The organism is Rhodoferax sp. OV413, from assembly GCF_945881795.1.
Taxonomy (GTDB): Bacteria; Pseudomonadota; Gammaproteobacteria; order Burkholderiales; family Burkholderiaceae_C; genus Allorhodoferax.
On record NZ_CAMCVG010000059.1, the window covers coordinates 1 to 14,651 of the forward strand.

13 protein-coding genes are annotated in these 14,651 nt (G+C 60.4%); 4 read left to right on the forward strand and 9 right to left on the reverse strand.

What is annotated here, in order from left to right; genetic code table 11:
* Nucleotides 1-57: 57 nt before the first annotated feature.
* Nucleotides 58-927, forward strand: coding sequence for a TIGR00730 family Rossman fold protein (locus tag Q0O05_RS08450; protein ID WP_293662098.1), 870 nt, complete (start codon nucleotides 58-60; stop codon nucleotides 925-927).
* A 15-nt stretch (nucleotides 928-942) separates the two neighbouring features.
* Here the strand turns inward: Q0O05_RS08450 and rmuC are convergent, their stop codons facing one another.
* The 3 genes from rmuC to Q0O05_RS08465 all read right to left on the reverse strand — a co-directional run bounded on the left by rmuC (nucleotide 943) and on the right by Q0O05_RS08465 (nucleotide 4,177).
* Nucleotides 943-2,367 (reverse strand): DNA recombination protein RmuC, encoded by a 1,425-nt coding sequence (gene rmuC / locus Q0O05_RS08455; protein ID WP_293662074.1) that lies wholly within the window; start codon nucleotides 2,365-2,367, stop codon nucleotides 943-945.
* A 112-nt stretch (nucleotides 2,368-2,479) separates the two neighbouring features.
* Nucleotides 2,480-3,472: a D-glycerate dehydrogenase gene (locus tag Q0O05_RS08460; protein WP_293662076.1), complete on the reverse strand. Its 993-nt coding sequence runs from the start codon at nucleotides 3,470-3,472 to the stop codon at nucleotides 2,480-2,482.
* Between the two features lie 9 nt (nucleotides 3,473-3,481).
* Nucleotides 3,482-4,177 carry a nitroreductase gene (locus tag Q0O05_RS08465; RefSeq protein ID WP_293662078.1) on the reverse strand — a complete coding sequence of 232 codons (696 nt, stop codon included), beginning with the start codon at nucleotides 4,175-4,177 and terminating at the stop codon, nucleotides 3,482-3,484.
* Nucleotides 4,178-4,520: 343 nt separating this feature from the next.
* On the opposite strand from Q0O05_RS08465, the gene Q0O05_RS08470 reads away from it, so the two are divergent.
* On the forward strand, nucleotides 4,521-5,066 hold the full coding sequence (locus tag Q0O05_RS08470; RefSeq protein WP_293662080.1) for a phasin family protein: 546 nt from the start codon (nucleotides 4,521-4,523) through the stop codon (nucleotides 5,064-5,066).
* A gap of 187 nt (nucleotides 5,067-5,253) precedes the next feature.
* Here Q0O05_RS08470 and Q0O05_RS08475 read toward each other — a convergent pair whose 3' ends face one another.
* The 3 genes from Q0O05_RS08475 to clpS form a co-directional block, all read right to left on the reverse strand.
* Complete coding sequence (locus tag Q0O05_RS08475; RefSeq protein ID WP_293662082.1) at nucleotides 5,254-6,189, reverse strand: patatin-like phospholipase family protein; 936 nt, start codon at nucleotides 6,187-6,189, stop codon at nucleotides 5,254-5,256.
* Between the two features lie 105 nt (nucleotides 6,190-6,294).
* Complete coding sequence (gene clpA, locus Q0O05_RS08480) at nucleotides 6,295-8,604, reverse strand: ATP-dependent Clp protease ATP-binding subunit ClpA (protein WP_293662084.1); 2,310 nt, start codon at nucleotides 8,602-8,604, stop codon at nucleotides 6,295-6,297.
* A gap of 78 nt (nucleotides 8,605-8,682) precedes the next feature.
* On the reverse strand, nucleotides 8,683-9,039 hold the full coding sequence (gene clpS / locus Q0O05_RS08485) for an ATP-dependent Clp protease adapter ClpS (RefSeq protein ID WP_293662086.1): 357 nt from the start codon (nucleotides 9,037-9,039) through the stop codon (nucleotides 8,683-8,685).
* A 143-nt stretch (nucleotides 9,040-9,182) separates the two neighbouring features.
* Here clpS and Q0O05_RS08490 point away from each other — a divergent pair, with 143 nt between their 5' ends.
* Nucleotides 9,183-9,638, forward strand: coding sequence for a DUF192 domain-containing protein (locus tag Q0O05_RS08490; protein WP_293662088.1), 456 nt, complete (start codon nucleotides 9,183-9,185; stop codon nucleotides 9,636-9,638).
* Nucleotides 9,639-9,684: 46 nt separating this feature from the next.
* Here Q0O05_RS08490 and Q0O05_RS08495 read toward each other — a convergent pair whose 3' ends face one another.
* From Q0O05_RS08495 to xseA, 3 genes are all read right to left on the reverse strand, one after another.
* Nucleotides 9,685-11,922: an NADP-dependent isocitrate dehydrogenase gene (locus tag Q0O05_RS08495; RefSeq protein ID WP_293662090.1), complete on the reverse strand. Its 2,238-nt coding sequence runs from the start codon at nucleotides 11,920-11,922 to the stop codon at nucleotides 9,685-9,687.
* A 239-nt stretch (nucleotides 11,923-12,161) separates the two neighbouring features.
* Complete coding sequence (locus Q0O05_RS08500) at nucleotides 12,162-12,743, reverse strand: Fe-Mn family superoxide dismutase (protein ID WP_293662092.1); 582 nt, start codon at nucleotides 12,741-12,743, stop codon at nucleotides 12,162-12,164.
* A gap of 46 nt (nucleotides 12,744-12,789) precedes the next feature.
* Nucleotides 12,790-14,094 carry an exodeoxyribonuclease VII large subunit gene (gene xseA, locus Q0O05_RS08505; RefSeq protein WP_293662094.1) on the reverse strand — a complete coding sequence of 435 codons (1,305 nt, stop codon included), beginning with the start codon at nucleotides 14,092-14,094 and terminating at the stop codon, nucleotides 12,790-12,792.
* A gap of 98 nt (nucleotides 14,095-14,192) precedes the next feature.
* Here xseA and Q0O05_RS08510 point away from each other — a divergent pair.
* The coding region (locus Q0O05_RS08510; RefSeq protein WP_293662096.1) for a MotA/TolQ/ExbB proton channel family protein at nucleotides 14,193-14,651 on the forward strand (459 nt) is incomplete at its 3' end.

A 14,651-nucleotide genomic window follows, 5' to 3' on the forward strand; every position in this document is an offset into this window, starting at 1 on the left:
ATTGATCAGCCCGCATGGGCGTGTTTCCTTGCCATGGACATGTCGCACAATGCAGACATGGACAACACCCAAAACATCAACGAAGAACGCATTGCCAACGCCTGGGCTGATCTGCAAAGCCACTCCGACCAGGGCTTCAGCCTGGACCAGGACGCCTACCGGCTCGCCTTCGCCGACCCCGAATTTTTGTTACGACGCGAAACCCGCGGCATACGCATCCAGCTGGAGATGCTCAAGCCCGACCTCGACCAGTCAGCACAAGGCGTGGAGAACACAGTCGTCGTGTTCGGCAGCGCGCGCTTTCCGTCGCCTGAAGCTGCGCAGTCTGCGCTGGAAGCTGCCCGTCGCAGCGGTGACGCAGCCGAGCTGGCACTTGCGCAACGCCAGGTACGTAATTCCGGGCACTACGAGAACGCCCGCCTGTTCGCCCGCCTGGTAGCCGGCTACAGCGCCCGCAAGCCCAAGGGTGAGCGCCTCTTCATCTGCACCGGCGGCGGGCCGGGCATCATGGAAGCAGCGAACCGCGGCGCCCATGAGATGGGGGCCCTCACGCCCGGCCTGAACATCACCCTGCCCCACGAGCAAAGCGCCAACCCGTATGTCACTCCATCCTTGAGCTTCAAGTTCCACTATTTCGCCACCCGGAAAATGCACTTCATGATGCGGGCCAAGGCCTTGGTGGCATTCCCCGGCGGGTTCGGCACGCTCGACGAGTTGTTCGAGGTCGTGACTCTGGTGCAGACCAAAAAAGCCAAGCCGGTACCCATCATCCTGTTTGGCACCGACTACTGGCGCCGCCTGATCAACCTGGATGTGCTGGTGGAAGAAGGCGCCATCTCGCCGGACGACCTGAAGCTGCTCAAGTACACCGACGACCCGCAAGAGGCCTGGGAATACATCCGCACCTTCTACGGACTGCCGCTGTAGCTGCCCGCACCCGGCTCAGGCCGGTAGATCGGAACTCTGGTCTGAATCCCCGTCCAAATCCCGGTCTGTGGGAATCAGCACTTGCGCCTGCGTCTCGGGCAGCGCCTCGACTTTTTTCAAGGCACGACCCATAGCACGGCTGCGCACTTCGGCGTTGTCCAGCGTTTTGAGCACAGATTCAGTTTGCGACTTGACCTTGGCCAGCACATCGCCAAACTTGCCGAACTCGGTCTTGACCGCGCCGAGCACTTGCCAGACCTCGCTGGAGCGTTTTTCCAGGGCGAGGGTTCGAAATCCCATTTGCAGCGAGCTCAGCATGGCGAGCAAAGTGGTGGGGCCGGCCAGCGTGATGCGATGTTCGCGCTGCAAGGCTTCCATCAGACCCGGGCGGCGCAGCACTTCGGCATACAGGCCCTCGGTCGGCAAAAAGAGAATCGCAAAGTCGGTGGTGTGGGGCGGCTCCACGTATTTTTCAGAAATCGACTTGGCCTCCAGGCGGATGCGCTGCTCCAGCGCCTTGCCCGCAGCGTCTGCGGCCGCCACATCGGCACGCCCCTGCGCGTCGAGAAGACGCTCGTAGTCTTCATTCGGAAACTTGGCGTCAATGGGCAACCATAGCGGCGCGCCGCTGTCCGACTTGCCGGGGAGCTTGATGGCAAAGTCGACCACGTATTTGCTGCCCGGGCGGGTGGGAACCTGCATGGCGTACTGGTCGGGCACAAAGACCTGCTCCAGGAGTGATGCCAGCTGCGCCTCCCCGAACATGCCGCGGGTTTTGACATTGGTCAGCAAATGCTTCAGGTCTCCCACGCCCTGCGCCAGGGACTGCATCTCGCCCAGCCCCTTATGCACCTGCTCCAGCCGCTCCGCCACCTGCTTGAAGCTCTCGCCCAGGCGGGCCTGCAGGGTGGTTTGCAGCTTTTCGTCGACGGTGGCGCGCATCTCATCGAGCTTGGCGGCGTTGCTGGTCTGCAGCTGGGCCAGCTGCGCCTCCAGCGTCTGGCGGACCTCGCTCATGCGCCGGGCATTGGATTCGCTCAGTGCGCCGAGCTGGCTGGCCAGGGTGTCAGAGAGCGTTTTTTGCAGCAGGGAGAGCTGCTGGCCGAAGGCGTCAATCTGCGTGTTCTGGGTGCGGGTAGCCTCCGCCCCCTGCTGCACCAGGGTCTGCTGGAAGGTGGCGAGGTTCTGAGCCAGTTCCTGGCGGGCGGCGCGGGCGCTTTCCTGCACCTCACGCCGCAGCTCCCGCTCCACCCGCTCGCTGCTGCTCTGCAGGCGGGCCAGCAGCTCCTGACGCTGGGCATCCTGCAAAGCCGCCTCATTGGCGAGGGCCTGAGGATCTGCGCGGTGACGACTGCGGAGCAGCATCACCACCCCCACGAGCTGCGCCAGCGCCAATGCAACCATCACGCCCAGCCCTGCTGCCCACATCCAGTCGGTCATGCCATCCCTTTTTAGGTATCAAATAAGCCGCTGACGCCCGTGGATATTGCGCGAAAAGCTATCAAAAGAGGAGCGCAAGAATTCGCAAAAGCGATCGAAAATCGAGTTCGACTTACCTGGCAGCGAGCGTGTTGACGGGCGTCAAAACCTCGCCACTGGCGAAAAACCGCATCAGGTTGTCCGCTGCCAACTGTGCCATCGCCTTGCGGGTGGCCAAGGTCGCGCTGGCAATGTGCGGAGTCAACACCACATTGGGCACGTTCAGCAGGTCAGGATGCACCGAGGGCTCGCCCTCAAACACGTCCAGCCCGGCCGCCGCGATTTGACGCTCGCGCAGCGCCCGCGCCAAGGCCGCGTCGTCCACAATGCCGCCGCGCGCAATATTGGTGAGCGTGGCACTGGGCTTCATCAGTGCAAGCTCCGCTGCACCAATGGTGTGGTGCGACTCGGCCGAATACGGAAGCACCAACACCAGATGGTCAGCCTGTGCGAGCAGGGTGGCCTTGTCCACGTATTGCGCGCCGCAGGAGGCTTCCAGGTCAGGCGCCAGACGGCTGCGGTTGTGGTACACAACTTTCATGCCAAAGCCATGGAATCCGCGTTTCGCAATGGCCTGCCCGATGCGGCCCATACCGAGAATGCCAAGCGTGGCGCCGTGGATGTCGCTGCCGCAAAACATGTCGTAGCTCCAGCGCGTCCAATGTCCGGCGCGCAAGAAGTGCTCGCTCTCGGCCACACGGCGGGCTGTCGCCATCATCAGAGCGAAACCGAAATCGGCGGTGGTCTCTGTCAGCACGTCGGGCGCATTGGTGCCCTGCACGCCGGCAGCGGTCATGGCGGGCAAATCGAAGTTATTGAATCCCACTGCCATGTTGGCGCAGATCTTGAGCTGAGGACAGGCCTGCAGCAGCTCTCCGCTGATGCGCTCGCTGCCGGTGGTGAAAGCGCCATCCTGGCCTTGCAAACGCTCGATGAGCTCCTGCGCGGACCAGACATCGTCTTGCTGGTTGTGCACCACATCAAATACGGACTCCAGCTGCGCCAACACCTCAGGGAAGATGCCGCGGCAGACGGTTACTTTGGGACGGGAAGTTTGATTTGTCATGGTATTTGCTCACTCTACCCAGCGGGTAAATTCAGCTACAGGCACACGCGGGGTGTGGAAGGTGTTGACGAGCGCGTCGGGGTCGGCATAACCGAGTGCCATGCCACAGACCAGCATTTCGCTTTCGCCCGCGCCGATGTGCGGCAAAACAACGCTTGAAAAAGCATTCCAGGCCGCCTGCGGGCAGGTGTGCATGCCTCGCCCGCGCGCCGCGACCATGATGTTTTGCATGAAGGCCCCATAGTCCACCAGCGAGCCACGGCCCATGATGCGGTCTACCGTGAACATCAGGCCCACCGGCGCATCAAAGAAGCGGAAGTTGCGCTGCTGTTGCAGGTGCATTTTGTCTTTGTCGGCCTTGCCGATACCCAGCAGCCCGTAGAGGCCCCAGCCGTTCTCGCGGCGGCGGTCAATATAGGGGCTCACCCACTGGGCGGGGTAATAGTCGTACTCTTCCTTGTACTGGGCAGCCAGCTCGGGGTTGGCGCGAATCGCGTCGTGCGCGGTACACACCTTGTCAACCAAGGCGTCACGGCTGCTGCCCTGCATCACATACACCTTCCAGGGCTGGCAGTTGGTGCCCGACGGAGCGCGGCTCGCGACATCCAAAATGGCTTCAATATCTGCACGCGGCACCTCAGTAGGCAAGAAGGCCCGCGCGGACATGCGGGAGCGGATGGCTTCATCGACGATGGCTGCGGTCATTTCTCAGATTCTCCAAAGGTTGGGTAAAACACCTTTCCACATTCTGCCAGCGCCCCAGATGGCGTCAGGCGCGGGCAAAGCCATTCGGAGGCCGGGCCGCAGCAAAACGCGCCCCTGTCTGTCCCAAAGGCGACGAAACGCCCGAAAAAGCAGGCGCAGACGACCGTTTTGCGGGAAGTTGCAAAAAAGTTGAAGTTTTTGCTGCAATGCAACAAAAAGTCCTTGCATTGCGATTTGACGTCCCTATAATTCGTCCATGCTGCACTGCAACATTAAGTCTAGGGGGACCGGTGCTTACGGGGCAGCTACTGATTTTCGTCCACCTTAACTCTTGGAGATCTCTATGCTGACCGTTGAACAAGTTATCGCTTCCCATAAAGCCAACATCGAAACCCTGTTTGGTTTGACCAACAAGGCCTTCGAAGGCGTGGAAAAAATCGTGGAACTGAACATGACTGCTTCCAAAGCAGCCCTGTCTGAAGCCGCTAGCCACACACAAACCATGCTGAGCGTTAAAGACGCGCAAGAGCTGCTGGCTCTGCAATCCCACCTGCTGCAACCTCTGGCCGAAAAGACTGCTGCTTACAGCCGTCACCTGTACGACATCGCTACTTCCACCAGCGCTGAATTCACCAAGAGCGCAGAAGCACAAGCTGCTGACGCGCAAAAGAAGTTCGCCGGCCTGGTTGACAGCGCTGCTAAGAACGCACCCGCCGGTTCCGAGTCCGTGGTTGCCATCATGAAGAGCTCTGTGGCCGCTGCCAACAATGCTCTGGAATCCGTGCAAAAGGCTGTGAAGCAAGCCACCGAAGTGGCTGAAGCCAACTTCAATGCTGTGGCCGCTACTGCGACCAACGCAACCAAAGTTGCGACTGCCAAGAAGCGCTAATTCGGGCTCGGGGCAGATCAACGAATAACAGTTTTTTTGCCTCGACCTCTAGCCACCAAGGGAAAACCCTGAGATAATTCAACCAACCGAAACGAATTCGTTTCAATCGGTTGTCTCCTCGGGTCCTTTCGAAACCTCAAGGTTCAGGGATCCCTTCAAGGCCTCGTTGTAAAACGAGGCCTTTTTTTTATCTGGCGCGCGCCGCGAGCGCCGCCTTGAGCTCCGGAATCATCTTCACCATAGCGACGCGCCCGGCCTCGATAGAGCGTTTACGGGCGCTAAAGTCCGAGCTGCTAATGCCCTCTAAAGCTGGGCGCACCAGAATGTCGGCCTCCCGGAGCTCGAATCGATTGATGCTCTTACCCATGATGGAAAAAGTCTGCATCAGGATTTCCAAAGAGCCGCCGGTCAGGCTGCCCTCGGGTGGGGTGGAGATGTCCACCGCAATCACAAAATCCGCCCCCATGCGTTTGGCCGCAGCAACCGGCACCGGCGATACCAAGCCGCCATCCACATATTCACGCCCGGCAATCTTCACGGGCTGAAACAATGCAGGCACCGCGCTGGAGGCCCGCACAGCGGTACCCGTGTCTCCGCGCTGGAACAGCACGTCGTTGCCGCTGTTGAGGTCGGTGGCCACTATGCCCAGCGGCAGCGGCAACTCCTCAATCAGCTTGGCGCCCACCTGCCCATTCACATACCGGGCCAGCGCATCGCCACGCAACATGCCCCGGCTGAACAACGGCAAGGACCAGTCGGCAATGGCCGCCTCCTCCATGGTCTCGGCTACACGCTGGAGCTGAGAACCGTTTTTGCCACTGGCGTAAATCGCGGCCACCAAGCTGCCCGCGGACGTTCCGGTGACAAGGCTTGGCCTGATGCCGTTTTCCTCCAACACCTGAATAACACCCACATGCGCAAAGCCTCGCGCCGCCCCACCGCCTAAGGCAAGGCCGATCCTGGGCGGTGGCTTGGGCACCACGATCTCGGACACCGCTGGCACGACAGGCACGGCCTGGTCCTGCGCCACCGGCTTGCCCGGGGGCGCAGAAGCACAGCCGGCAAGAACCAACACCGCCACAAACAGCGCAAAGCGCACGGGAACAACAGCAGCTAGGGACATGACAACGAGGCCAGACATTAGAAATGACAAGGGCCCAGTCCACTAAGAACTGAGCCCGGATGGTGCCGCCGGGCAGGTAGCCCGGTAGCGCCAGCGAAAGACAGCTTAACCGGCGGTCGCTTCCTCTGGCTTGGATTTTCCTTCTTTCTTGGGCAATGGCTGGATATCGAGTGTGACTTCGTCCTTTTCGTCCATGTCCACCGTCAAACGTCCGCCATCGACCAAACGACCGAACAGCAGCTCATCGGCCAGCGCACGACGGATGGTGTCCTGAATCAGGCGCTGCATTGGCCGTGCGCCCATAAGCGGGTCGAAGCCTTTTTTACCCAGGAACTTGCGCAGCTTGTCGGTGAAGGTGACGTCCACCTTTTTCTCGGCCAGCTGGGTTTCCAGTTGAAGCAGGAACTTGTCCACAACGCGCAAGATCACTACCTCATCCAGGGCCTTGAAGCCCACAATGGCGTCTAGCCGGTTGCGGAACTCGGGGGTGAAAAGCCGCTTGATATCGACCATCTCATCCCCCGCCTCACGCGGGTTGGTGAAGCCGATGGTCGCCTTGTTCATCGTCTCGGCGCCTGCATTGGTGGTCATGATGATGATCACGTTGCGGAAGTCAGCCTTGCGTCCGTTGTTATCCGTCAACGACCCGTGGTCCATCACCTGCAAGAGCACGTTGAAGATGTCAGGGTGTGCTTTTTCGATTTCATCCAGCAGCAGCACGGCGTGAGGCTTCTTGGTGACGGCCTCGGTCAACAAGCCGCCCTGGTCAAAGCCCACATAGCCCGGAGGCGCGCCAATCAGGCGGCTCACAGCATGGCGCTCCATGTACTCGCTCATGTCAAAGCGAATCAGATCGATGCCCATGATGTAGGCCAGTTGCTTGGCAGCTTCCGTCTTGCCCACGCCGGTGGGTCCGCTAAACAAGAAGGAGCCGATAGGCTTGTCGCCTTTGCCCAGGCCGGAACGCGCCATCTTGACCGCGGAGGCGAGCACGTCGAGCGCCTTGTCTTGCCCGAAGACCACGCTCTTCAGATCACGCTCCAAGGTCTTGAGTTTGCTGCGGTCGTCGTTGGACACATTGGCGGGGGGGATGCGCGCAATCTTGGCCACAATCTCTTCGACCTCGGTCTTGCTGATGGTCTTCTTGCGCTTGCTCGGAGCCAGAATGCGCTGTGCCGCACCGGCCTCGTCAATCACGTCAATCGCCTTATCCGGCAGATGACGGTCATTGATGTATTTGGCGCTCAGCTCTGCGGCAGCTTGCAAGGCCGCTACGGCGTATTTAACGTTGTGGTGTTCTTCAAAACGCGACTTCAATCCTTTAAGAATTTCCACCGTCTGGTCAATGGTGGGCTCCACAACATCGACCTTCTGGAAACGGCGTGAGAGTGCCGCGTCTTTTTCAAAGATGCCACGGTACTCGGTGAAAGTGGTTGCGCCAATGCACTTGAGCTGACCGGAGCTCAAGCTGGGCTTGAGCAAATTGGATGCATCCAGCGTGCCGCCGGAGGCTGCGCCTGCGCCGATCAAGGTGTGGATTTCATCGATGAACAGCACCGCGTGCGGCTTTTCTTTCAGCGACTTGAGCACCGCCTTGAGGCGCTGCTCAAAGTCACCACGGTACTTGGTGCCCGCCAACAGCGCACCCATGTCGAGTGAATAGACCACTGACTCGGCCAAGATGTCGGGCACATCATTTTGCGAAATGCGCCATGCCAGGCCCTCTGCAATGGCCGTCTTGCCCACGCCGGCCTCTCCGACGAGCAAGGGGTTGTTCTTGCGGCGGCGGCACAGAATCTGAATCACACGCTCAACCTCGTACTCGCGGCCGATGAGCGGGTCGATCTTGCCTTCTTTGGCCAGCTGGTTCAGGTTCTGGGTGTACTGCTCCAGGGGCGAGGACTTTTCGCTTTTCTCGCTCCCGCTGTCCTCTGTTTCAGCCGGGCTTTCATTGGATTTGGTGGCCTCGGGGGGATCGGTTTTCTTGATGCCGTGGGCGATGAAATTCACCACATCCAGGCGGGTCACACCTTGCTGATGGAGGTAGTACACCGCATGCGAGTCCTTCTCGCCAAAGATTGCAACCAGCACATTCGCACCAGTCACTTCTTTCTTGCCGCTGCCGGTACTCTGCACATGCATGATGGCGCGCTGAATCACGCGCTGAAAGCCCAGTGTTGGCTGGGTATCCACCTCATCGGTGCCGGCGACTTGTGGGGTGTTGTCTTTGATGAAGTTGGTCAGAGACTTGCGCAGGTCGTCAATATTGGCGGCACAGGCACGCAGCACCTCAGCGGCGCTGGGGTTGTCCAAAAGAGCCAACAGCAAGTGCTCGACCGTGATGAACTCATGGCGCTGCTGACGGGCTTCCACAAAAGCCATGTGCAGGCTGACTTCCAATTCTTGGGCAATCATATGAATTCCTTATTTGCCTTGTTGTTGATTAACTGTAAACCGATTTACGGCCGGTGGGCCCGGTGTTTTCACTTCACCTTAAAGATCTACGGGCTCACTGACGCACTGCAACGGGTGGCCCGCCTTGTGGGCCGCCTCCATCACCTGGTCGACTTTGGTAGCTGCGATGTCTTTGGGGTAGACGCCACACACTCCACGTCCGTCCAAGTGAATCTTGAGCATGATCTGGGTCGCAGACTCGAGGTCTTTACTGAAAAACTCCTGAATCACCACCACCACGAACTCCATGGGGGTGTAGTCATCATTCAGCATGACGACTTGGTACATGGAGGGCGGCTGGACGCGCTGCGTGAGTCGTTCAAGAACGACCGTGCCCTCGTTGCCCCCTGCGGGAGGGGGCTGAAATGCGGGGGATTTGGGGTTGTTGGTTGCCATGAATTGATTCTATCTAGCAAGATCGCCACCCTCGCCCTTTGGGGGGTAAATGCGGCGAACAGCCAGAATTTCAATAGCTGTCGCGGAGATTGATGCTGGCAAAATGACCTCGACCCTGTTTGAGGCTCACCCCCACGGAATCCATGAAAACCTTGAAAACTTCCCTTGCCTTGACACTTCTTGTGTGGTCGTTCCTCGCCGCGGCGCAAGAGAAACCACAGATGGACCTGCCGCGCGCAAAGCTGGGGGTCGGCATGTTCCAGATCGACGCGCAAATAGCCCGCACCCCCGAGCAGCGGGCCACCGGACTGATGCACCGGCAGGAGATGCCTGCATTTGAAGGGATGCTGTTTGTTTTTGAGCAGCCGTCCGGATTGTGCTTCTGGATGAAAAACACCTTGATTCCGCTCACCGTAGCCTTCATCGCCGATGACGGAACAGTGGTGAACCTGGCGGACATGCAGCCTCAAACAACCGAGTCGCACTGCGCAGCGCGGCCCGTGCGTTATGCGCTGGAGATGAACCAGGGCTGGTTTGCCAAACGCGGCATCAAGCACGGGGCCAAGTTAAGCGGCGGGCCCTTCTCTCCGCGCAACTAGGCGCTCGCAACAAAGCGCCTAGCGCGCGGCGGCGCAAAAGGGCCGCTTACACCGCCACAGATTTCAGCGCCTCATTCAGCGTGGCGCTTGGGCGCATCACTGCATCAAGCTTGACCAGATCGGGCAGGTAGTAGCCGCCAATATCAACCGGAGCGCCTTGCACCGCGGCCAATTCGGCCACGATGGCTTGCTCTTTGGCGGCAAGCTCCTTGGCCAAGGGTGCGAACTGGCCTGCCAGCGCAGCGTCTTCAGTTTGAGCGGCGAGCTCTTGCGCCCAGTAGAGCGACAAGTAGAACTGGCTGCCGCGGTTATCCAGCTGGCCGGTCTTGGGTGATGGGTTCTTGTTGTTGTCCAGCAGCTTTCCGGTAGCGGCGTCCAGCGTCTTGGCCAAGACTTTGGCTTTGGTATTACCGGTTTTCAGGCCCAAATCTTCGAGCGACACGGCCAAGGCTAGGAACTCGCCCAACGAATCCCAGCGCAGGTGGTTTTCTTCCACCAGCTGCTGCACATGCTTGGGAGCAGAGCCGCCGGCGCCGGTTTCGTACATACCGCCACCCGCCATCAAAGGCACGATGGACAACATCTTGGCGCTGGTGCCCAGCTCCATGATGGGGAACAAGTCGGTCAAGTAATCCCGCAGGATGTTGCCGGTAGCGCTGATAGTGTCCTGGCCGCGGATCACTCGCTCCAGCGTGTAACGCATGGCGCGCACCTGGCTCATGATCTGAATGTCCAGCCCCGATGTGTCGTGCTCGTGCAGGTACATCTTGACCTTGGTAATCAGTTGCGCCTCGTGCGGGCGGTACGCATCCAGCCAGAACACCACCGGCATGCCGGAGTTGCGGGCGCGGTTCACGGCCAGCTTCACCCAGTCGCGGATGGCGGCGTCCTTGACCTGGCACATGCGCCAGATATCGCCGGCTTCCACGTTCTGGGTAAGCAGCACCTCGCCGGTGGCCAGATCGGTGATATTGGCGATACCGTCCTCGGTAATCTCGAAGGTTTTGTCGTGCGAACCGTACTCCTCGGCCTGCTGCGCCATCAAGCCCACGTTGGGCACAGTGCCCATGGTCCTGGGGTCAAAAGCACCATGCCACTTGCAGAAGTTGATGATCTCCTGGTAGATCCGAGCGAAGGTAGATTCCGGCATCACTGCCTTCACGTCTTTGAGGCGGCCGTTGGCGTCCCACATCATGCCGCCGTTGCGGATCATGGCGGGCATGGATGCGTCCACGATGATGTCGTTTGGCGAATGGAAATTGGTGATTCCCTTGGCAGAATCCACCATGGCCAGCTCGGGGCGGTGTTCGTGGCAGGCGTGCAAGTCGCGCTTGATTTCATCCTGTTTGCTCTGGGGCAGGCTGGCAATCTTGCCGTATAAATCGGCCATGCCGTTGTTCACGTTAACGCCCAGCTCCTTGAACAAGGCACCGTGTTTTTCGAACGCGTCTTTGTAAAAAATCTTGACGCAGTGACCGAACACGATGGGGTGCGACACCTTCATCATGGTGGCCTTCACATGCAGCGAGAACATCACGCCGGTCTTGCGCGCGTCTTCGATTTCTTTCTCGTAGAACTCCAGCAGAGCCTTCTTGCTCATGAACATGCTGTCGACCACTTCACGCTCCAGCAACGACACCTTGGGCTTGAGTACGATGGTCTCGCCGCCCCGGGTGATCAGCTCCATCTTCACATCGCGCGCGCGATCCAGGGTGATGGATTTTTCACCGTGATAGAAGTCGCCATGGTGCATATGGGACACGTGCGAGCGCGAAGCCTGGCTCCACTCGGCCATGTTGTGGGGGTTCTTGCGGGCATATTCCTTCACCGCCTTGGGTGCGCGCCGGTCGGAGTTGCCTTCGCGTAGAACCGGATTCACGGCGCTGCCGATGCATTTGCCGTAGCGAACGCGGATGGCCTTTTCTTCGTCTGACTGGGGCGCTTCCGGGTAGTCCGGCAGGGCGTAGCCCTTGCTTTGCAGCTCTTTGATACACGCGATGAGCTGGCCCACCGAGGCGCTGATGTTAGGCAGCTTGATGATGTTGGCGTCCGCCTGCAAGGTCTTCTTTCCCAGCTCGGCCAGCGTGTTGGGAACCTTCTGCTCGTCCTTCAGGAAGTCAGAGAACTCGCCCAGAACGCGGGCCGCCACCGAGATGTCGGACTCCACCACGTTAATGCCTGCCGGCGCTGTGAATGTGCGGATCAGGGGCAGAAAGGACGCTGTAGCCAGGCGCGGGGCTTCGTCAGTCAGCGTGTAGATGATGGTGGGTTGCTGGGTGCTCATCGCATATCTCCAAGATTAAAGTGTTATGTCCGCGGGCTTGTTGCAGTAACAAGCCAAAGCTGCCGGATGGTGCGTGATTGTGCTTTCAGTGGTCTGACCTTGACTGCCAATTTTGCAATTCATTGCCGCGATGCGAAATATAGCGCTGCATTGGGGCGGAAATTTGGTGGCGCATCGCAGCAAAAGTGAAAAAAAAGCCCGAAGGTCTCCCTTCGGGCTTTTAGCGAACTGCCCAACAATCAGGCGAAGTTCTTTGCCGCGAAGTCCCAGTTCACCAGCTTATCGAGGAAGGTCTCGACGAACTTGGGGCGCATGTTGCGGTAGTCGATGTAGTAGGCGTGTTCCCACACGTCCACGGTCAGCAGGGCGGTGTCTGCGGTGGTCAGGGGCGTGCCGGCTGCGCCGGTGTTGACGATGTCCACAGAACCGTCAGCCTTCTTCACCAGCCAAGTCCAGCCGGAACCAAAGTTGCCCACGGCGGACTTGACGAATGCTTCTTTGAAGGCAGCGTAAGAGCCCCACTTTGCAGTGATGGCTTCAGCCAGAGCGCCTGTGGGCTCGCCGCCGCCTTGGGGCTTCATGCAGTTCCAGAAGAAGGTGTGGTTCCAGATCTGGGCTGCGTTGTTGTAGATGCCGCCGCTGGACTTCTTGATGATTTCTTCGAGCGACAGGCTCTCGAACTCGGTGCCCTTTTGCAGGTTGTTCAGGTTGACCACATAAGCGTTGTGATGCTTGCCGTGGTGGAACTCGAGCGTCTCTTGGGAGTAGGCGGGCGCCAGAGCGTCGATGGCGTAGGGGAGCGCGGGCAAGGTATGTTCCATGGAATCCTCATCAGGGGTGGGTTGATAACAAAACTTATTGTAGGAACTAAATGTGATGCACCGCCGTCACGCTCAGATCAACCGTACCGTCGGCCAGGGTGGCGCATACCGCGTCGCCGGGCTGCAGCCCGGCAGTCCGGCTGACCGGCACCCCCTGCGCATCGCTCAGCCACGCGTAGCCGCGCTGCAGCACCAGCGAGGGGTCCAGCAGCCCCAGCCGGAGCTCGACGCGGTGCAGCCGCTCGGTATTAAGGCGCAGCCAAGTCTGGCGGGCGGCGGGCCATTGGGTTTGCAGGGTCTGCGCATGCAGGGTGCGGGCGCTCAGCTGTGAGGCCGCCGCACTGCGCAGCCGGTGGGCCAGGCCTTGCAGACGCATGGCATGCACCGCCACCGCTCCGGACGGCCGCCCCGCGCGACTGGCCAAGCGGTCCAGACGCTGAGCCAGCGTGTCGAGCGTGCGGTGGCTGGCGTTGGCCAGCCTGTCCATCAAAACATCCGCCGCTGCCTCGCACACCGCGGTCGGCGTAGCCACCAGCTCGGCGGCAGCTGTGGGCGTGGGAGCCCGCAAGTCGGCGACAAAGTCGGCAATCGTGAAATCCGTCTCATGCCCCACCCCGCTGACCACCGGAACCGGGCTCTCGCACATGGTGAGCGCGAGTTGCTCGTCGTTAAAGGCCCAGAGGTCTTCCATCGAGCCGCCGCCGCGCACCAGCAAAATCACATCCAAAGGGGTGCCCGCGCCATCAACGTCGTGCGCACGGGCATAGAGCGACTGCAGCGCCCGCACCAGCTCCACCGGAGCCGCCTCGCCCTGCACGGCGGAGGCCGCAAGCACTACCGGAATGTGCGGCACCCGGCGGTTGAGAGCGCTGGCCACGTCATGCAAGGCAGCTGCGCCCAGCGATGTCACCAGCCCGATGGCGCGCGGCATCGCCTTCAGCGGGCGCTTGCGGGCGGGATCAAACAGGCCCAGCGCCTCCAGGCGGGCCTTGAGCCGCAAAAAATCTTCGAACAAACTGCCCTGCCCATGCCGGCGCATGCCTTCCACGATGAGCTGCAGGTCTCCGCGAGGCCCGTAGATATCGAGCCGGCCCGACACCTCAACCAGTTCGCCATCGCGCGGGGCGAAATCCAGGTTGGTGGCGGCGCGCTTGAACATGGCGCAGCGGATCTGGGCATCCTGGTCTTTGAGCGAGAAGTAGCAGTGCCCGCTGGCGGCCCGTGAAAAGCCGGACAACTCGCCGCTGACCCGCACCGGGTTAAACCGCGCGTTAAGCATGTCCGCCATAGCGCGGCACAGAGCGTCCACGCGCCAGACGCGGGGTGCAGGAGAGGAATCAGTAGCACTCATAGTCAGCGCACGAGTATGCCCGCTGCCGGCAGTCGGCCCACCGAAGCCCGCGCCCTGCGCCATAATCGTTTTGCACCCTATTGCACGGAGACCTGCATTTGTTTTCCATCATCCAAGCGGCCGGTTGGCCCATCTGGCCGCTGATTGCCTGCTCTGTTCTGGCCTTGGCCATTGTCATCGAGCGATTCATCAGCTTAACCACCGCCAAAGTCGCACCGCCACGCTTGCTGGACGAGGTGCTGCGGGTGACCAAGTCCAGCGTGCCCGGCCCTGACGTGGTAGCCCAGCTGGAGAAAAGCTCTGCTCTGGGCGAGGTGCTGGCCTCCGGCTTGCGGCTTATCAACACCGACCCCCGCTCTACCGAAGACGACTTGCGCGCCGCCCTCGAAGGAGCCGGGCGACGCGTGGCGCAAAGGCTCGAGCGCAACCTCAACGCCTTGGGCACGATCGCGTCGGCCGCTCCGCTTTTGGGGCTGTTCGGCACCCTGGTGGGCATGATTGAGATCTTCGGCTCCCAGGCACCGGGCTCCGGGGGAGCGGGCAACCCGGCCCAGCTC